20 protein-coding genes are annotated in these 17,106 nt (G+C 59.5%); 12 read left to right on the plus strand and 8 right to left on the minus strand.

The window, feature by feature from the left end; translation table 11 throughout:
- Positions 1 to 13 precede the first annotated feature (13 nt).
- From AC2FIO_RS09450 to AC2FIO_RS09470, 5 genes are all read right to left on the minus strand, one after another.
- On the minus strand, positions 14 to 532 hold the full coding sequence (locus AC2FIO_RS09450) for a DUF3035 domain-containing protein (RefSeq protein WP_496697179.1): 519 nt from the start codon (positions 530 to 532) through the stop codon (positions 14 to 16).
- Between the two features lie 50 nt (positions 533 to 582).
- Positions 583 to 1,053, minus strand: a complete 471-nt coding sequence (gene lspA, locus AC2FIO_RS09455; RefSeq protein WP_496697181.1) for a signal peptidase II — start codon at positions 1,051 to 1,053, stop codon at positions 583 to 585.
- Positions 1,053 to 2,642: a bifunctional phosphoribosylaminoimidazolecarboxamide formyltransferase/IMP cyclohydrolase gene (purH, locus tag AC2FIO_RS09460; RefSeq protein WP_496697183.1), complete on the minus strand. Its 1,590-nt coding sequence runs from the start codon at positions 2,640 to 2,642 to the stop codon at positions 1,053 to 1,055. Before purH ends, lspA begins: the two co-directional genes overlap by 1 nt.
- A gap of 22 nt (positions 2,643 to 2,664) precedes the next feature.
- Entirely contained in the window at positions 2,665 to 4,404 is a 1,740-nt protein-coding gene (locus AC2FIO_RS09465; protein ID WP_496697185.1) for a heparinase II/III family protein, read from the minus strand.
- A 90-nt stretch (positions 4,405 to 4,494) separates the two neighbouring features.
- A complete protein-coding gene (locus tag AC2FIO_RS09470) occupies positions 4,495 to 5,751 on the minus strand; it encodes an RsmB/NOP family class I SAM-dependent RNA methyltransferase (protein ID WP_496697186.1) in 1,257 nt (418 codons plus the stop codon).
- Between the two features lie 89 nt (positions 5,752 to 5,840).
- Here AC2FIO_RS09470 and AC2FIO_RS09475 point away from each other — a divergent pair, with 89 nt between their 5' ends.
- A complete protein-coding gene (locus AC2FIO_RS09475) occupies positions 5,841 to 6,023 on the plus strand; it encodes a DUF1674 domain-containing protein (protein WP_058275228.1) in 183 nt (60 codons plus the stop codon).
- Positions 6,024 to 6,027: 4 nt separating this feature from the next.
- Here AC2FIO_RS09475 and AC2FIO_RS09480 read toward each other — a convergent pair whose 3' ends face one another.
- On the minus strand, positions 6,028 to 6,882 hold the full coding sequence (locus AC2FIO_RS09480) for a LysR family transcriptional regulator (RefSeq protein WP_496697188.1): 855 nt from the start codon (positions 6,880 to 6,882) through the stop codon (positions 6,028 to 6,030).
- A 99-nt stretch (positions 6,883 to 6,981) separates the two neighbouring features.
- Between AC2FIO_RS09480 and tmpA the strand changes: the two genes are divergently transcribed.
- The 4 genes from tmpA to AC2FIO_RS09500 all read left to right on the plus strand — a co-directional run bounded on the left by tmpA (position 6,982) and on the right by AC2FIO_RS09500 (position 10,329).
- Complete coding sequence (gene tmpA / locus AC2FIO_RS09485) at positions 6,982 to 8,118, plus strand: 2-trimethylaminoethylphosphonate dioxygenase (RefSeq protein WP_496697190.1); 1,137 nt, start codon at positions 6,982 to 6,984, stop codon at positions 8,116 to 8,118.
- Positions 8,115 to 8,705, plus strand: a complete 591-nt coding sequence (tmpB, locus tag AC2FIO_RS09490; protein ID WP_282170215.1) for a (R)-1-hydroxy-2-trimethylaminoethylphosphonate oxygenase — start codon at positions 8,115 to 8,117, stop codon at positions 8,703 to 8,705. Before tmpA ends, tmpB begins: the two co-directional genes overlap by 4 nt.
- Entirely contained in the window at positions 8,702 to 9,370 is a 669-nt protein-coding gene (locus AC2FIO_RS09495) for an ureidoglycolate lyase (RefSeq protein WP_109313582.1), read from the plus strand. Before tmpB ends, AC2FIO_RS09495 begins: the two co-directional genes overlap by 4 nt.
- Positions 9,371 to 9,468: 98 nt before the next feature.
- Complete coding sequence (locus AC2FIO_RS09500) at positions 9,469 to 10,329, plus strand: hypothetical protein (RefSeq protein WP_496697192.1); 861 nt, start codon at positions 9,469 to 9,471, stop codon at positions 10,327 to 10,329.
- A 6-nt stretch (positions 10,330 to 10,335) separates the two neighbouring features.
- On the opposite strand, the gene dapB is transcribed toward AC2FIO_RS09500, so the two are convergent.
- Entirely contained in the window at positions 10,336 to 11,145 is an 810-nt protein-coding gene (dapB, locus tag AC2FIO_RS09505) for a 4-hydroxy-tetrahydrodipicolinate reductase (protein WP_496697194.1), read from the minus strand.
- A gap of 91 nt (positions 11,146 to 11,236) precedes the next feature.
- Here dapB and rbfA point away from each other — a divergent pair, with 91 nt between their 5' ends.
- The 7 genes from rbfA to AC2FIO_RS09540 all read left to right on the plus strand — a co-directional run bounded on the left by rbfA (position 11,237) and on the right by AC2FIO_RS09540 (position 16,024).
- Entirely contained in the window at positions 11,237 to 11,632 is a 396-nt protein-coding gene (gene rbfA / locus AC2FIO_RS09510) for a 30S ribosome-binding factor RbfA (protein WP_058274960.1), read from the plus strand.
- Complete coding sequence (locus AC2FIO_RS09515) at positions 11,629 to 12,366, plus strand: phosphodiester glycosidase family protein (protein WP_496697196.1); 738 nt, start codon at positions 11,629 to 11,631, stop codon at positions 12,364 to 12,366. The genes rbfA and AC2FIO_RS09515 overlap by 4 nt, the downstream gene beginning before the upstream one ends.
- Before the next feature lie 60 nt (positions 12,367 to 12,426).
- Positions 12,427 to 13,332, plus strand: coding sequence for a tRNA pseudouridine(55) synthase TruB (gene truB, locus AC2FIO_RS09520; RefSeq protein WP_496697197.1), 906 nt, complete (start codon positions 12,427 to 12,429; stop codon positions 13,330 to 13,332).
- 21 nt (positions 13,333 to 13,353) lie between these two features.
- Positions 13,354 to 13,857: a DUF1643 domain-containing protein gene (locus AC2FIO_RS09525; protein ID WP_496697199.1), complete on the plus strand. Its 504-nt coding sequence runs from the start codon at positions 13,354 to 13,356 to the stop codon at positions 13,855 to 13,857.
- Between the two features lie 95 nt (positions 13,858 to 13,952).
- Positions 13,953 to 14,960, plus strand: coding sequence for a calcium-binding protein (locus tag AC2FIO_RS09530; RefSeq protein ID WP_496697201.1), 1,008 nt, complete (start codon positions 13,953 to 13,955; stop codon positions 14,958 to 14,960).
- A gap of 144 nt (positions 14,961 to 15,104) precedes the next feature.
- Entirely contained in the window at positions 15,105 to 15,374 is a 270-nt protein-coding gene (rpsO, locus tag AC2FIO_RS09535; RefSeq protein ID WP_039543122.1) for a 30S ribosomal protein S15, read from the plus strand.
- 224 nt (positions 15,375 to 15,598) lie between these two features.
- A complete protein-coding gene (locus tag AC2FIO_RS09540; protein WP_282152321.1) occupies positions 15,599 to 16,024 on the plus strand; it encodes a VOC family protein in 426 nt (141 codons plus the stop codon).
- A 45-nt stretch (positions 16,025 to 16,069) separates the two neighbouring features.
- Here AC2FIO_RS09540 and AC2FIO_RS09545 read toward each other — a convergent pair whose 3' ends face one another.
- Complete coding sequence (locus tag AC2FIO_RS09545) at positions 16,070 to 17,038, minus strand: LysR family transcriptional regulator (protein ID WP_496697204.1); 969 nt, start codon at positions 17,036 to 17,038, stop codon at positions 16,070 to 16,072.
- Positions 17,039 to 17,106 lie beyond the last annotated feature (68 nt).

Raw genomic sequence — 17,106 nt, forward strand, 5'->3', positions numbered from 1 at the left:
GAAAAGTTAAAGATTATTCATCTACCGGTGGCGCCGATGGTGTTTCGATCCCGGCTTGGCGTGCAGCCTCATTCTGACGGTCGGGATTCAACGTTTCGCGGCGGTAGACCTGCGAATACCGATCCACGTTGAACAAGCGCAAGCGCGTCAGGCGGCTCTGCTTTCTGCGGAATTCTGCATCCTCGGCATCAACCACCTGCCGGGCATTCGCCGGAACCCCATACCGGCTGGAGGCCGTCACAAGGGCGGCGTCCGTGGACGGGATGGCCGTATTTGCGTTCAGCGAAGATTCGTTCCCGCCAAGGGCAACGACAGCTTCGGCCTTAGGGTTCGGATCGGTCAGGTTCTCACCACCCAGCGTGGGCGCAGGCAGAAAAGCGTAGTCCTTGGGCTGAGTCAGTGGTTTGACAGGCAGGACCGAGAATTCGTCCGGCCCCTGCCCGGGCGCTTCCAAGTGGCGCAATCCGATATCGGAACAGCCTGCAGCCGCAAAGGCCATTGTCAAAGCAAATATGGAACGCGGCAGCCGCATCAGAGTCTCCAGCCTGTTTCAGGCGCTTTTATCGCATTTCAAATGGCACGTCACGAGGCCTTTTTGCCTTCGAACACCACCAGACCAATCGCTCCCGCGAAAATGAACACATCAGCAAGGTTGAACACGAAAGGGTTGTTGATGCCGCAACAGGACATGTTCAGGAAATCCAGAACATAACCATAAAGCAGGCGATCCACGACGTTGCCCAGCGCCCCGCCAATCAGCAACCCGCCGCAAACCAGCATCAGTTTCGACGGGGCTGTGCGCATCAGCCAGATCAGCACACCGATTGCGATGACTATGGAAACTCCGATCAACGCCCATCGGGCAGCATCGGTATTGCCCTGAAACAGGCCGAAATTGATGCCCCGATTCTCACCGTATTTGAACACCAGCAACGGCGGCAGGACATCGATGTTCCCATCAGCCACGCGCATCACGTGAACGACGAGATACTTGCTGATTTGGTCGATCAGTAACGCAGCCAGTGCGGCCCAGAGAAGCAGACGATAGCGCATCAGTGGCGGAAGTGGCGCATGCCGGTAAAGACCATGGCCAGACCGGCCTCATCCGCGGCTGCGATCACCTCTTCATCGCGCATCGAGCCACCCGGCTGGATAACACAGGTCGCGCCGGCCTCGGCCGCTTCCATCAGACCGTCCGGGAACGGGAAAAACGCATCCGACGCCACGGCGGACCCGATTGTCAGTGGTTGGGCCAAGCCCAGAGCATCGGCCATGCGCTCGGCTTTCTTCGCTGCAATCATCGCCGAGTCCAGGCGGCTCATCTGCCCGGCACCCACACCCACGGTTGCTCCGTCTTTGACATAGACGATGGCATTGGATTTGACGTGTTTCGCCACTTTCCACGCAAACAGAAGATCGCGCATCTGTTCCTCGGTCGGGGATTTCTTAGTGACGACCTTCAGGTCATCCAGGCCAACAAATCCGTTGTCCTTATCCTGCACCAGAAGGCCACCGGCTACCTGACGGACGGTTTTGCCACCTGTGGTCACGTCTGGCAGGCCATCGGTTGTCAGCAGACGCAGGTTCTTTTTGGCGGCAAAGATTGCCTTAGCCTCATCCGACGCACCCGGAGCGATCACAACTTCGGTGAAAATTCCGGTGATTTCCTGCGCGGTTTCGGCATCCAGCGGCTGGTTCAGCGCAATGATCCCGCCAAAGGCCGAAGTGCGGTCACAATCAAACGCGGCCTTATAGGCCTCGATCAATGTCGCGCCCTTGGCAACACCGCAGGGGTTGGCATGCTTGATGATCGCGCAGGCTGCGCCTTGCGCCGGATCGAACTCGGCCACCAGTTCAAATGCCGCGTCTGTGTCGTTGATATTGTTGTAGCTCAGTTCTTTGCCCTGATGCTGCACCGCTGTCGCCACACCGGGGCGGTTGGTGCCATCGGTGTAGAAGACCGCCTGTTGGTGGCTGTTTTCGCCATAACGCAAGGTCTGCTTCAATTCTCCGGCAAAGGCGCGACGGCGCGGGGCCTCGGCGGCCAGCGCATCGGCCATCCAATTCGACACGGCCGCGTCATAGGCGGCGGTACGAGCATAGGCTGTCTGCGCCAGGTTCTGACGGAACGCATAGGAAGTCTGCCCATCGTTAGCCGCCAGCTCAGCCAGCAGCGCGTCGTAATCCTGAACATCCACAACTACATTCACAAAAGCGTGGTTTTTCGAGGCCGCGCGGATCATCGCCGGGCCACCGATATCGATGTTTTCGATGCATTCGTCGTAACCCGCACCTTTGGCTACCGTGGCCTCGAACGGATAGAGGTTCACCACCAGCAGGTCGATCGCACCGATGCCGTGCTCATCCATCGCCGCTACATGACTTTCGTTGTCACGCAGTGCCAGCAGACCGCCATGCACCATGGGATGCAGTGTTTTAACACGGCCATCCATCATCTCGGGGAAGCCAGTGATCTCGCTGACATCCTTCACCTCAAGCCCTGCATCCCGCAGCGCCTTGGCGGTACCACCGGTCGACAACAGCTCGACCCCGCGCTCGGCCAGTGCCTTGCCCAGCTCGATCAGCCCGGTCTTGTCGGAAACGGAAAGCAACGCGCGGCGCACGGGGTGAAGATCGGTCATGGGGTCAAAGGTCCTTTTGGCGTCAGTAAAACTCGGGCTCGTCCCGGTGTATATCCCGCACGGCATAGGCTGTGTCCTGGGCCTTGCTCAGCGTCCACCGGATGCGCGTCGCATACTCCATTGCGCGGCCAGATAGAACGATCTGTTTTGTCGCGCGTGGTTTTAAACGCCCGTTTTCCAAATAAACGCTTGGTTCTACAGATAATTTTCCGACGCCATCATGGCGGAAAACCCAAATCTCACCACTTTTCAGCGCCATCGACACCGCAGCGCCCCCCAGATCCAGTGCCGCATCCACGTCCGGATGCAGGTGAAACCGGATGTCAAAGGCGATGCCCTTCAGACCCGAGGCGTCCATCGCCTTGTCAAATTGGCGCTTCGCCTTGTCGGTGGCCGTCAGCAGAATATCCTCGCAGGCCAGCTCACGCCCATCAAAGCGCAGCTCAAAGGTACGCGCATGTGTCAATCCGAAGACCTTGGTATACCCGTCATGCCCGGCCATGAATCGCGTGCCTTCAAAGGCATCCTCGAAATCAATGGGAACCTCATGCGGCGCATCCACCAGTGCCTCGCGTTCGGCTCCCTGCGTCGGTGGCGCCAGCCGAGCGCTTGAATACCCATCAAGGCACAGTGTCGAATGCGACGGTGTCGCCCGACCCGCACGCCGCCATTCCGTCCCAAAGCTTTCGCCCGATCCGCAATTGACCACCAGTGGTCTGCGGCCCGACGTCAGTTCGAACGCCAGGGTCGAAGCATGGGCGTTGTATGACGCCGCCCCCTTGGGTGGAGTGGCAGCATCCACAATCACGCTGGTTCTGGCCGCATAAAGTCGGGCAAATCCCATGGACAGCCCCGTGGTGTGATGTGGCCTGACACCGCTTTGCGCCAGTGCCTGATCCAAACGCCCTTCGACACCGCGCCCACCGCCGTGAAACCGGGCCAAAGCCCCGTCCGCATGGCGCAGGCTGCGCAAGGTGGGGGCCATGCGTTTGATGGCACTTGCCTGCGCCCCGGGCGTGCCCCGGCCCAACGCGCTGAGCGCGGCCGAGGTCCATGAAAGCAGCATAAAGACCTCAAGCAGCTCTTCGGGGTTGCGGGTTGGGATACCGCCCTGTTCGTCTACCTGACTGTCACACTCGCGTGCCAAAGCACGAAGGGCAGGATCAGCCATTTGCTCCAACCCCTCCAGCGCCAGACCAGCCTGCACCAGCCCGGCAAGCGCCTCAAACCGGGGAAGACCGGGTGTCGCTGCCTTCCAACGCTTGGACAAAAACCATGTCTGTTGGGCCAACGAACGGAAAAACATCCTGCTTTGGTGTTCATCTGCGCCGCGCAACAGGAAAATCGCATGGTTAATCCAGCGTATGACGCGCCGGCCGGTCAGATCAGGTGCCCAGCCCGGCCCCTGACCGCGACCATGCGCGTTGATCCAGCCCCAGACCCACCGCTGGGCCTTTTCACGCGCGCGCATATCGCCAACAGCCGCCAGATCGTCGAGCCAGGCAAAGCCGTGGCGTTCATTGTCAAACCCGGTACTGGGCGCGGTCACATCCCACAGCTCGGTATCCTGAGCCTCGACCAAAAAGCCTGCGAACAGCAGATTTCCGGCGACCAACTGACGCCCGCGCGCAAATGAGCCGACCGTGCGTGGTTCCGGCTCGCCAACAAACCCCGAGACCGCTTTGCGACGCTGGCTGAGCCGCGCGTAGAGACGGTTCTGAAACCGTGTCCACTGATTGGTCATGGTATCTGTCTTCGACATGACGCTCGTTACTCTGCCCCTTGCGCTCTGCTGGCGCCTGAGACCCAACGATAGACCGGGGCGATCGTCAAGTCATCGAAAAGCGTGCTTCTACGCCGATTTGTTCAAGCGTGCGATGTAGAACCCATCCATTCCACCAAGATCAGCCCAGTAATCGGGCCGCAGACGCAGGCCGCCTTCCTCGGTGATCCATTCGGACTCGATTCCGGCAATGTTCACAGCCGCCCGATCCACCGACATATCGGGGTGTTGGTCCAGCGCTTCTTCGACCTGCACCTCGCCCTCATCCGGCAGGAGAGAACAAGTGCAATAGACCAGCCGCCCGCCGGGTTTCAGCAAGCTCCAGGCGTGGGCCAGCATCCGCGCCTGCAGCTCGATCAGCTCACCGAATTCCGATCCGTCTTTGGCAAAAGGCAAGTCGGGGTGCCTGCGGATCGTTCCCGTGGCAGAACACGGCGCGTCCAAAAGGATGGCGTCATACTGGCCCTGATGTTCAAGCGCGTCGCCCGCGACGACAGTGGCTTTCAGCCCGGTGCGTTTGAGGTTCTCATGCACCCGCGCCAACCGCGTTTCCGAGACGTCGAGCGCCGTAACATCGGCCCCAGCTGCCGCCAGTTGCAGTGTTTTTCCACCCGGAGCGGCGCAAAGGTCGAGGATCCTTTCGCCCGATTTCGGAGCAAGTATGCGCACTGGAATAGCGGCTGCCGCGTCCTGCACCCACCAATCACCTTTGCCATAGCCCGGAAGGGCAGTGACCTGACCGGCATCGTGCAGCCGCGTCGAACCGGTCGGCAGGACTTCACCGGGTCCGCTGGTGCCTGGCTTCACAGTCAGGTCAAGCGGTGCGCCAGCAAATTGCGCCTTTTCCATTCCCGCGATTGCATCCTCCCCCCAGGCCATGATCAGCGGATCACGCAGCCATTCGGGCAAACGCGGCACGCGCATTTTGGGCCATGCTTCGGGCCCTTCGGCGGCCACTTTACGCAACACGGCATTCACCAGGCCTTTCAGCCGTCCGTGCTTGCGTGAACGCCCTACAATGTCGACCATTGAATTCACCACACCATGTGCCGCTTCACCGTGGCACAGCTCGACCGCGCCAAGGCGCAGGGCGTTATGCACAGTCAAAGCGGGGGTGCGGTTCATGTGGTTTTCCAGCAGACGATCCGCACGCTCCAACCCGCGCAAGGTTTCCAGCGTCAGACGTTGCGCCCGCGCGCGATCTTCAGGGGCCAACCGGTCCAGCGCACCGGCGGCCAGACATTCGGACAGCAGGCGTCCTTCGCCCAGTATCTGATCCAGCAGATAGATCGCGCTGCGTCGGGCTGCTGTTGCGTTGTCGGACATGGAATCGCCTTTGAATAAATCCTCGCCCGCATTGCCAATGGCGGACGCGGGCGTATATCAAGCCCATGCACGGAAAGGAACCCGATGTCATGAGTGACGACCGCAAAGACCTGCCGCCTGCCGCCCAGCGCGCCTTGGCCGAAGCCGAAGAGCGCCGTCGCAAGGCCGAGGCCAAAGCGAAAGAGATGCCAAGGGAACTGGGCGGTCGCGACGGTCCCGACCCGGCCCGCTATGGCGATTGGGAGAAGAAAGGCATCGCGATCGATTTCTGATCGCCTATCCTCGCAGAGCTTCCAGAAAATCCGCTATCAGAGCGCGCTGCTTCTTTGATTTCGCCCGTTCTTCCGGCCATGTCAGCCAATACCCATCCTTCGTTTTCAGCTCGGGCAGGTGCAACCGGCGCAACCGTCCGTCCTGTAGATCCGCCTTGGCCAGTGGCACCGACCCCAACGCTACGCCCATGCCCTGACGTGCCGCGGACAACGCGTGTTCCATTGAATCGAAGCTGATGGTCGACGTCGTCACATCGCCCTGCTCTGCCTTTCGCGCCCAATCTCGCCACCCCGGCCGTTCTCCGCGCAGATCAATCAAAGGCGCGCCCCATTCAACACCCGGAGCCGCCATCGGCACCAACACTTCAGCTGCGATCAATTCGGAATCCCGCCCGGGCCAGGCACCGCGACCGTAGCGGATTTGCAGCCATGTCCGCTCTTCATCCAGCGACGACCGTCGTGCCACGGAATCGGTGAGGACACGCACCTTCGGCTGCATCTCCTGAAATCGCGCAAGGCTGGGAACCACAAGCGCGTGGATGTGCGATGACAAACCGGCCACCCGCAATTCGCGCGGGGATTTGCCAAACAGATCCTCGGTATTGCGTTCAAGCGCCTGCAAACTGTCTTGCACCAGCGGCAGGTAGCTTTCGCCTTCGACGGTCAATGACACGCCACGTGCCTCACGCACAAACAACGTGCGCCCAAGCCAGGCCTCAAGGTTACCGATCCGCTGGCTTACCGCCGCTTGTGTCAGACCAAATTCCCTCGCCGCTGCCGAAAACCCGCCCAGACGCCCCGCCGCCTCAAAAACGCGCAGCCAGTCCAAGGGCGGCAACCCGATTTTTTTCTTAGCCATAAGTTTTTCCAAGCCTCAGCAGAAAGAAGGATTAATTGTCGTAATGCCACAAGAGGCGTATCTCCTCAACCAAAGCCCGCGCTGAACAGGAGACCCCCCATGCTGCGCTCTGCCACCCATGACACCTTGGTCGTGACCGTTGAGTTCGACACCGGCACCAAAGCTCGCTTTCACGCCATCTGGCTACGCGACAACGCGCTGGACCCCGAAACGCGCGCGCCCGGCAATGGCCAACGTCTGATCACCATCGGTGATATCCCCTCAGACATTTCGGTCAGCGCCGCCGAAATCAGCAATGGTGATCTGACAGTCACCTTTCAGCCAGAAGGCAAGACCGTCACCTTTCCCGCCGACTGGCTGGCCGAGCACGGCTATGACCGCGATCAAAACCGCCCCATGGGTCGGACGGCTCCCGACATCACCACCTGGGGACGCGGCATCGACGCGCCCAGCGCTGATTGGGATGAGGTCCACGCCAATCCCAGCGCCAAACGCGGATGGCTAGCTGCGGTGGCCGAATACGGCTTTGCCAAGCTGACCGGCGGCCCGACCGAACCGGAATCCTTGCTGAAAGTCGCCGATCTGTTCGGCTATGTGCGCGAAACCAACTATGGCCCCTATTTTGAGGTCCGAACCGAGGTGAACCCGACCAACCTCGCCTATACAGGCCTTGGTCTGCAGGCGCATACCGACAACCCCTATCGTGATCCGGTTCCGACGCTGCAAATTCTGTATTGCCTGGAAAACAGCGCCGAGGGTGGTGATTCCATCGTGGTTGACGGCTTCCGCGCTGCTGAAAAACTGCACGAACAGAACCCGGAAGGTTTTGCCTTGCTGGCAGGCTACCCCGCCCGGTTCGAATACAAGGGCTCGGACGGTATCTGCCTACGGTCACGCCGCCCGATGATTGAGCTGTCACCGGATGGAGAATTGGTCGGTATCCGGTTCAACAACCGCTCATCCGCGCCGTTCGTCGACGTGCCGTTCGACCAGATGGAGGCCTATTACGCCGCCTATCGCCAATTGGGCGAGATCATCGACGACCCTGCCATGGGCGTGTCGTTCAAACTGGAACCAGGCGAGAGTTTCATCGTCGACAACACCCGCGTGCTGCACGCGCGTCTGGGCTATTCCGGTGCGGGGTCACGCTGGTTACAGGGCTGTTACGCCGACAAAGACGGGTTGCTGTCCACATTGGCCGCGATGGAGATGAGCCAACCGGAGGCCGCAGAATGAAGCCCGATTTCTCGACCCTGAGCCGGGACAATATCGTGGCCTTCATCGGCGATATCTTCGACCGCCGCGGCGGTGAGGAATATCTGGGTGAGCCCGTCACCATGGCTGAACACATGTTGCAAGGTGCCACGATCGCCGAGCAGAACGGCCAGCCCGAGGAAATCATCGTTGGCGCATTGCTGCACGATATCGGCCATTTCACCTCCGAGTTCGGCACTTATCACCCAGATGACACCGAGGACCGTCATCACGAGGATGCAGGCGCTGAGGTGCTGGAACAGTTCTTCCCCTCGGTTATCACCGATTGCTGCCGCTATCACGTGGCAGCCAAGCGGTATCTCTGCGCCACCAAACCGGAATATTTCAACCGTCTCTCCACCGCCTCGGTCCATACGCTTGAATTACAGGGCGGGCCGATGAGCGCTGAAGAGGTCGCAGAGTTCGAAAGTAATCCGAACCTGAAAGAGATCGTTCAGGTGCGCTATCTGGACGAGGCGGGCAAGCGGGCTGACATGGACACGCCGGATTTCACCCATTTCGCACCGATGGTACAGCGCATGGTCGACAGGCATCTGGGCACATCATGAGCGCGCCTGAATATATCTTCGAGGCCAGTTCAAAACCGTCCCTTCCCTGGCACGAGGTTCCGCTGATCCGGGCCACGGACACGTCGGTCAAAGGCTATGGCTGTCTGGTTGATGACCCCGATACCTTCGAGATTGAAATAGCTCGCTGGCCCCAACAGGGCTGGCGCCAGATTGACGAAGGCACCGGCGACGAGGGCGGCTGGGTCGAAGGTACGTTCAAATGCGATTGGCAGGGTGACGTGCTTTATGGTGAGAACGAGGCCGTCAAAGGCCACTATGTTCTGGGTTGGTCCGCTGATCCACAACAGGCGCAGACCGACCTGCAGACGGCACCGCGCGATCAGGTTCTACTGTGGCACATGAACTACCACCCCGATGGCGGGCAGATGTTCTGGCCGCTGGACAACAAGCCCTTCATCGTGCCTGTCGCCCTGCCCGGCGACAACCTGACGCCAGAAAAGGTGGTCGCATTCTGGTGTGACGGCACGCGTGGCCTCTATATTCATCCCGGCATCTGGCACGAAGGGATATTCCCCGTCGAAGACAACCAACGCTTCCTTGATCGGCAGGGCCGGGTGCACGCCCGGGTCAGCGCCGATATCGGCAAAGAGTTCGGCGTTTACCTTGCCTGCCCCTTGCGCGCGGACAAGATACGCGATCTGTAGCCAAACCTGTCTCTTCCGGGCGGCGCTTTTCAGATTCCCTTAACCTTTGCCGCAAACTTCTGCGATACTCACCCTGTGTGTGCATAAGGGAGGCGCAGATGGGATTGAACCGTCGGAAATTGGTACAACTAGGCACCGCAGCCACCGCGAGTGCGGCGCTGTCGCGATTTGCTGTCGGCGCAACTGGCCAGAATGAGGCGTTCGAGGCAAAGTTCGCCGAAACACTGGCTGGTCTCAAAGCCGCGTTCGCCAAGCTCGGGTTTTCCGAGTCACAACCTTTTTCGATTGTCACCGGGAACGTCGACTATAATGGCGGGCTGCGGCACGATTTCGAGCAAAAGAAATTGCAACCAAACGCTTTCGTCATACAACCGCTGGCTCGCGTCGCAGATGTGGAAGAAAAAAACCGCCCCGATGTCCTGCCCCTGTTTCACGAGGTTGGCTGCCATCCAGAAGGTGCGGTCAGCGGGCGTGACACCACGGAACTTATGGTGCGTCTTCTGACTGAAGAGTTCAGCCTTGACCCTTCCCGCATTGCTTTTGTCAGCGTGCCTCAGGCCGATGACGTGCGCCCGGTTCTAGATGGGATGAACTTGCCGTTTTCGCAAAAGGTCCTGCTGCGCGATGAGGCCGAGGCATTGGCCGCCCGCGACGCCTCTGGTTATTTCTTTCCCGATCCGTTTGGCGAGGATTACCTGGTCACGATGGGCGTTTATTACCGCGTCGGCAATCAAACTGAACCCGCACCCGAATCCTATCCACCATCTGCCAACTGGACCGAAATCGGAGAGATCATCATCGGCGGCGAGGCCGCACCGTTAGGCATATCAATCGGAGCAGAGCGTCTGACCTATGCGTTGACAGGTCAGTTCCCGACATGGGACCAGCGTTTGGATGCTCTGTTCGCGCATATTGACTTGGGACATGCAGAACCGCCGGGAATCGCCGCGTTCAGATAGGATCCCTTACAGCCCCAATACATCCACCATGTCATACTGACCGGGCGCTTTGCCCTGTCCCCATAGGGCCGCCTTCAAAGCGCCGCGGGCAAAGATGGTGCGGTCGGTGGCCAGATGGCGCAGGACGATGCGTTCTCCGGGGGCTGCGAACAGCACGTCGTGTTCGCCCACGATGTCACCGCCGCGAATGGCATGGAACCCGATATCGCCCCGCTTGCGCGCGCCGGTAATTCCGTCGCGGCCCCGATCGGACACATCGGCCAGATCAACCCTGCGCCCTTCGGCGGCGGCCTCGCCCAGCATCAGTGCTGTACCCGAGGGCGCGTCGACTTTGTGGTGATGGTGCCCTTCGATGATCTCGATGTCGAAATCTTCATCCAGCGCTGCGGCGACCTTTTTGGTCAGCTGCACCAGCAGGTTGACGCCAAGGCTCATATTCCCTGCCCGCACGATGACCGCATGGCGAGAGGCCGGTTCCAGCGCTGCGATCTGCTCATCCGACATGCCAGTGGTACCAATCACGTGGACGCACCGTGCCTGCGCGGCCAGTGCCGCAAACTCCAGCGTCGCCTCGGGCGCCGTGAAATCGATCACCGCCTGCGCCTGCGAAAACGCCTCTAGCGGGTCGTCTGTGACGTTGACGCCCAGCGCCTGACCGCCCATCGCCTCGCCCACATCCTGACCGATCCAGTCATGGCCGGTCCGCTCAACAACACCAACCAAACGCGCCTGATCGCTGTCGGTGACGGTCTTGATCAGCATCTGCCCCATACGGCCCGAAGCCCCTGTGATGACGATCCCCGGAATATGGGTCATTGCGCTGGTCCTTTTGTTGAATTCGGCTCAAAGCCTCCTACCCCGTTCGCGCCCGCTTGGCAAAGCCCTGCTTTGGGCTTAGATCGGGGATATGGCAAAGAACAAATTCCACGATGGCCCCGGCCCGTCCCAACGACAGCTCCGTGTCGGCGAACTGATCCGCCGCACCCTGTCCGAGGTTCTGGCGCGCGGAGATGTCCACGACCCCGACCTGAACCGCATGTCAATCACCGTGGGTGAGGTGCGCACCTCGCCCGATCTGAAGATCGCCACCGCCTATGTGTTGCCCTTGGGCGGCAAGGGGCAGGAGGATGTGATCGCGCTGCTGGCCCGCAACAAGGGTGAATTGCGGCGGGCGGTCGGCAAGAAGGTCGGTCTGAAATTCTCACCCGATCTGCGGTTCCGGCTGGATGACACCTTTGACCGAATGGATGACACGCGCCGCATGTTCGATCAGGACGCGGTGCGCCGCGATCTGGACGAGTGATCCGCGCATTTGTCATTTTGGGCGCGGTCTTCTGGGCCGCGCAGGCCTCAGCGGTCACATGCGAGAAGGTGACCCATGAGGACAAGCGGTACACCATCTGCGAGGTGGATGCCGCCAGCGAAGAGTTGCGCCTCTTCCTCAATGATGAAGACGGTAAGGTGCTGGGCCATTTCTCATCGGTGAACGAGACCCTGGCCCTACAGGGAAAGCGTCTGGCATTTGCCATGAACGCGGGCATGTATCATGACGACCGCTCGCCCGTCGGGCATTATGTCGAAGGCGGCCAGGAACAGATGCGGGTGATCCCCAATGCCGGGCCGGGCAATTTCGGTTTGTTGCCGAACGGAGTGTTTTGCATCCGCGAAGGCCGCGCCGACGTGTTTGAGACATTGGATTATGTGGATCAGGCCCCGCAGTGCCGTTTCGCCACGCAATCCGGTCCTATGCTGGTCATCGACGGGGAATTGCACCCGCGATTCCTGCCCGATTCGACCTCGCGCTACGTGCGCAACGGCGTTGGTACAAGCGCGGATGGGACACGGGCAGTATTCGCGATCTCGGATGACTATGTCACCTTCCACGAATTCGGCAGCCTGTTCCGCGATGTCCTTGAAACGCCGAATGCCCTGTTCTTCGACGGCAATATCTCTCGTATGTATGAACGCGCGGGCAATCGGTCGGATGTCGGGTTTTCGCTTGGCCCTATTGTAGGTGTTGTCGAAGATACGCCCTGAAATTGACAGTGGCAGAACGATCCGTTAGGTCGCGCGCCTCGGTAAGATTCAGGGTGTAGAATGGGACGCAAACGCAAGGGTCGCGACATTTCCGGTTGGCTGGTGGTGGACAAGCCCGCGGGCATGACCTCGACCGCTGTGGTCAACAAGGTTAGGTGGGCGATGGATGCCAAGAAAGCGGGCCATGCAGGCACGCTTGACCCCGAAGCAACCGGCGTTCTGGCCGTGGCTTTGGGTGAGGCGACCAAGACCGTTCCCTACATCACCGATGCGCTGAAGGCCTACACCTTCACCGTCCGTTTGGGTCAGGCGACCAACACCGACGATGCCGAGGGCGAAGTGATCGCACAAAGCGACGCGCGCCCTTCGGATGACGATATCAAACAGGCGCTGGCCCCGTTTCTGGGTGATACCATGCAGGTCCCGCCCAAGTTCTCGGCCGTGAAAATCGACGGCCAGCGCGCCTATAAGCTGGCACGCGATGGCGAAGATGTGGAATTGGCCGCGCGACCGCTATGGGTCGAGGAACTGATTTTGGTCGACCGCCCCGACGAAGACCACGTGACGTTGGAAATGACCTGCGGCAAGGGCGGCTATGTCCGCTCAATCGCCCGCGATCTGGGCGCAGCGCTGGGGTGCCACGGACACGTCCGGGAACTGCGCCGCGTCTGGTCCGGCCCGTTCGAGGTTGAAGACGGGTTGAGCATCGAACAGATCGATGAAATGGCCAAGACAACCGCACTGGACGACTACCTGCACCCGCTGGAAACCGGCCTCGCCGGTCTGCCTGAATTGAAATGCACACCCGAAGGCGCAACCCGCCTACGCAACGGAAATCCGGGCATGGTTCTGGCCTCGGACGTGGAATACGGCGATGAAGCCTGGGCTTCGCTGGACGGCAAGGCCGTGGCGGTGGGGATCTACAAATCGGGCGAATTGCACCCCAGCCGGGTGTTCGTTACCTAAGCCACGTGCTAGGCGAAGGGCATGATTACCCGTTTCCACACCAAGGGCGACGCGCCCTCGACCGCCATCTATTCCGACTGCGAGAAATATCGCTATAGCCTGACCCGCATCTGGGATCCTGCGGGGCGCAAAGCGCTGTTCGTGATGCTGAACCCGTCTACCGCGACCGAGGTTCAGAACGACCCGACGGTGGAACGTTGCGAACGCCGCGCGCGGGCGCTGGGGTTCGGAGCATTTCAGGTAACCAACATCTTTGCCTGGCGCGACACCGACCCGCGCAAGATGCGCGCTGCTGCCGACCCGGTAGGACCCGAGAACGACGCGGCCATATTGGATGGTGTTCAATGGGCCGATCAGGTCATCGCCGCATGGGGCACCCATGGTGCACATCTGGACCGCGGCCCGGCGGTTGAGACGCTGCTGCGCGGCACCGGTCAGCAACTGTTTCATTTGGGGCTGACCAAGGCCGGACACCCCAAGCACCCGCTTTACATCGCCTATACCCAACAGCCCGAACCGTGGTGACCGACGGTTAACCACAAGTTCAGCTTGGCTTTGACCAACTGACTGATCACATGGGATATTTCACCCTCGGAGCAGTGCGTTCTCGGAGGGTTGCCATGTTTCTGTTCGGATTGCTGAGCCTGGCCGCAATGGGCGGAGCAGCCTATGCGATGGGCGGTATTATCGAGGCTGACGACGACACCGAAGAAGACGAGATCATCGAAGATGAACCGCAAGAGGTCTCTGACGGCAGGTATCTTGAGATTGGTGAAAACATCGACGAAGTCGAAGAGCCCTCGACCGGGACCACAGTCTCGGAATTCGAAGGCGATTTGGTTGTGGCCGGGGACGACGACACAAACATTCTGACCGGGCAAGATGGCGACGACCTGATCAACGGCTACGGTGGCGACGACACTGTGCTGGGGGGCATGGGCGATGACACCCTGCATGGCGGCGATGGCGTTGATACAATCCAGGGCGGCGAAGGCGATGATGTTTTGCATGGCGAAGGTAACGATGACGTCCTGTCCGGTGAGGATGGCGACGACAAGCTTTTTGGTCATTTCGGCGACGACAGGCTGGACGGTGGCGATGGGGATGACGACCTGTACGGCGGTCAGGACAACGACACGCTGACCGGAGGCGCGGGCGCCGATGCGCTGCATGGGGGCTATGGCGACGATGAGCTTGCTGGTGGCGCAGGTGAAGACGTCTTGTTTGGCGGCGACGGTGACGACGTGCTGACCGGTGAGGATGGCGAAAACGAAGACTCCGTGGATTTTCTGAATGGCGGTGCCGGCGACGACATTATTGCTGCCCATAGCGGTGATATCGTGACCGGAGGCGAAGGCGCCGACAGCATCCACCTGAACCCCGAGGATGACGACGATGCCGTCAAGGTCATGGATTTTGAACCCGGGCAGGACAAGCTGTTGATCTCGTGGGAAGGCGAGGAAGATCCGGAGATCAACATTGAAACAGACACTGAAAACGAAAACCTGACCCGTGTCATGGTCGACGGACAAGACGTCGCCCAACTGCTGGGTGCCAAAGGGTTGACCCTGGACGATATCCAATTGATCAACGGTCAGGAACTGCCGCAGCTCAATGCGCTGAGTTGAAGCAATAGAATCCCTTTGCCATTTGCCTGAAATCCGCTTATACGCGCCCATCCGCATCGGAATCGGTGCGGTTTTCTCCATGGGCCTGTGCTGGACGACATCCCGGCCTGCGCCATCAACTCTAACCTTTTAAAGGAGACCCCGATGTCGATTACTGCCGCTGAAAAAGCACGCGTCATGAAAGAATTCGGCACCAAGGACGGCGACACCGGTTCGCCAGAAGTCCAGGTTGCCATCCTGACCTCGCGCATCACCACCCTGACCGAGCACTTCAAGACCCACAAAAAAGACAACCACGGTCGTCGTGGTCTGCTGAAAATGGTCGCCCAGCGCCGTAAGCTGCTGGACTACCTGAAGGGCAAAGAAGAAGCGCGCTATCAGGACCTGATCAAAAAGCTGGGCATCCGTCGTTAATTTCGGATCTTACCGCTTTTGGATTTCGGACGCCCGCCCTAATTGGCGGGCGTTTTTTGTTGGATCAGGGAACGCGCGCTCGGAGTAGCGGTATGGTGGGGCTCAATCCGGCTTGCAGTTCACAAACTCTGTCGGCACTATCCCGGGACCTGATCAACAGCTGCTCAATACCTCAGTCCCCCAAACACACATCCAGTGTGTGACGACAAGTAAAATGGAACCAAATGAAGCTGGAATTTCATCATATTAACCTGGTGGCAGACGACGTTGACCGCCTACACGACTTTTATACAAACGTCTTGGGTTTGGGTGATATTCCGCAGCATAATTTCCCGCGCTCTGAAGCAACCGAAGACTCGGGTTATGACGGCCAAATCCGCTTTGCAACGGACGGCAGCATGCAGATGCACCTTGCGGAACGGGACTTTGACGTCGCTTTCAAAAATGATCAGGTCATCAATCCAGTGAGCCGCGGACACATTGCGTTCCGAACGGATGATCTTGCCGCGGTCTTGAGGATACTTGATGAAAACGCGGTTCCTTATTCGGACTATGGCACAGCCTTTTCGAAAGAGTGGCACCAAGTGTTCTTTCGCGACCCCGAAGGCAATGTTGTCGAAGTTCATCAACAGGTAGCGACTTTGGGCTAAAACTTAGCCCGAAGTTCCCCGCACTGTTCAGCTTGTGACGGCGCGCTAAACCATATCGTACTCTACGCTTTTGGCTCCGATGTCGCCCATGTGGCCGGTGATGCGCTGCACCAATTTCTGCCTGGACATGTCTGCAAGCGCCTCCGGAAAACTCTGAAGCTCTTCCTTTCTGGCGACAACTGTCAAAGTGCGTGAAAGGCCCGAGACCGGAAGATCTTTCAACTGCAGACTCATATTCTCGACCAAACCATCGATCAGCAATGTTGGCGTCAAAAGGCTGAACCCCTGACCTGCGGAAACACAGGACGTAACCATGCTGGAGCGGTCCGCCTGGATGACCTTGTCGGGCTCAAACCGCAATCGGCGCAGATGCTGCGCAATCTGGCGGCCCGCGTTGGTTGTATCTCCGAACCGCACCAGAGGAAGCCGCGTTTGGATCGCCTCCAGGCTGTCCGTCGGGCCGTCATATGTTTCTGGCAGGACCAGAAGGTATCGTTCGGTCAGAACGTGATGACGCTCCAGACCATCCATATCCAGAAACGGGTTAGATGTGATCGCGAGGTCCGCTTGTTTCGTCCGCAGCAGGTGTTCATGGTTACCGCTTTGACCGGCGTGCAAGGTGATATCTTCGACGTTGAACTCACGCTGCGCAAAATCGACCAAAGAGGGCGTCAGCGTTGTGGCGATTGAGGCTTGAATGCCGACTCGCAGCAGCGTCAGGGATTTCTGGCCAACGTGGCGCAGTTCCGTTTCCATGTCGGAAAGTGCATCCAGAATCTTCTGCGCTTTTCCATGCAAACGCGCACCCGCATAGGTCAGCCGTGCCGGACGTGTACTGCGATCCAGGAGCACAGTGCCGAAGGCCCTTTCCAACGCTGTGACGTGCTGGGACGCTGCTGGCTGCGACAGATTCAGAAGTTTTGCGCCCGCCCGCATCTGACCCGTTTCCGCAACGGCGACGAAAACCTCAAGTGAACGCATCAGACTTGGTGAGAGTTTACGATGATCCAGCATTGCTCATCCTTAGTATAAATAACTTTTATACTGTTGGAATTTTCTTGGTTTACGTCAAGCACTCGGTC

The organism is Ruegeria sp. CDSB086 (assembly GCF_059611065.1).

Coding starts and splice junctions, on each gene's coding strand:
- AC2FIO_RS09450 (WP_496697179.1), bottom strand. CDS start 532: ATGCGGCTGCCGCGTTCCATATTTGCTTTGACAATGGCCTTTGCGGCT.
- lspA (WP_496697181.1), bottom strand. CDS start 1,053: ATGCGCTATCGTCTGCTTCTCTGGGCCGCACTGGCTGCGTTACTGATC.
- purH (WP_496697183.1), bottom strand. CDS start 2,642: ATGACCGATCTTCACCCCGTGCGCCGCGCGTTGCTTTCCGTTTCCGAC.
- AC2FIO_RS09465 (WP_496697185.1), bottom strand. CDS start 4,404: ATGTCGAAGACAGATACCATGACCAATCAGTGGACACGGTTTCAGAAC.
- AC2FIO_RS09470 (WP_496697186.1), bottom strand. CDS start 5,751: ATGTCCGACAACGCAACAGCAGCCCGACGCAGCGCGATCTATCTGCTG.
- AC2FIO_RS09475 (WP_058275228.1), top strand. CDS start 5,841: ATGAGTGACGACCGCAAAGACCTGCCGCCTGCCGCCCAGCGCGCCTTG.
- AC2FIO_RS09480 (WP_496697188.1), bottom strand. CDS start 6,882: ATGGCTAAGAAAAAAATCGGGTTGCCGCCCTTGGACTGGCTGCGCGTT.
- tmpA (WP_496697190.1), top strand. CDS start 6,982: ATGCTGCGCTCTGCCACCCATGACACCTTGGTCGTGACCGTTGAGTTC.
- tmpB (WP_282170215.1), top strand. CDS start 8,115: ATGAAGCCCGATTTCTCGACCCTGAGCCGGGACAATATCGTGGCCTTC.
- AC2FIO_RS09495 (WP_109313582.1), top strand. CDS start 8,702: ATGAGCGCGCCTGAATATATCTTCGAGGCCAGTTCAAAACCGTCCCTT.
- AC2FIO_RS09500 (WP_496697192.1), top strand. CDS start 9,469: ATGGGATTGAACCGTCGGAAATTGGTACAACTAGGCACCGCAGCCACC.
- dapB (WP_496697194.1), bottom strand. CDS start 11,145: ATGACCCATATTCCGGGGATCGTCATCACAGGGGCTTCGGGCCGTATG.
- rbfA (WP_058274960.1), top strand. CDS start 11,237: ATGGCAAAGAACAAATTCCACGATGGCCCCGGCCCGTCCCAACGACAG.
- truB (WP_496697197.1), top strand. CDS start 12,427: ATGGGACGCAAACGCAAGGGTCGCGACATTTCCGGTTGGCTGGTGGTG.
- AC2FIO_RS09525 (WP_496697199.1), top strand. CDS start 13,354: ATGATTACCCGTTTCCACACCAAGGGCGACGCGCCCTCGACCGCCATC.
- AC2FIO_RS09530 (WP_496697201.1), top strand. CDS start 13,953: ATGTTTCTGTTCGGATTGCTGAGCCTGGCCGCAATGGGCGGAGCAGCC.
- rpsO (WP_039543122.1), top strand. CDS start 15,105: ATGTCGATTACTGCCGCTGAAAAAGCACGCGTCATGAAAGAATTCGGC.
- AC2FIO_RS09540 (WP_282152321.1), top strand. CDS start 15,599: ATGAAGCTGGAATTTCATCATATTAACCTGGTGGCAGACGACGTTGAC.
- AC2FIO_RS09545 (WP_496697204.1), bottom strand. CDS start 17,038: ATGCTGGATCATCGTAAACTCTCACCAAGTCTGATGCGTTCACTTGAG.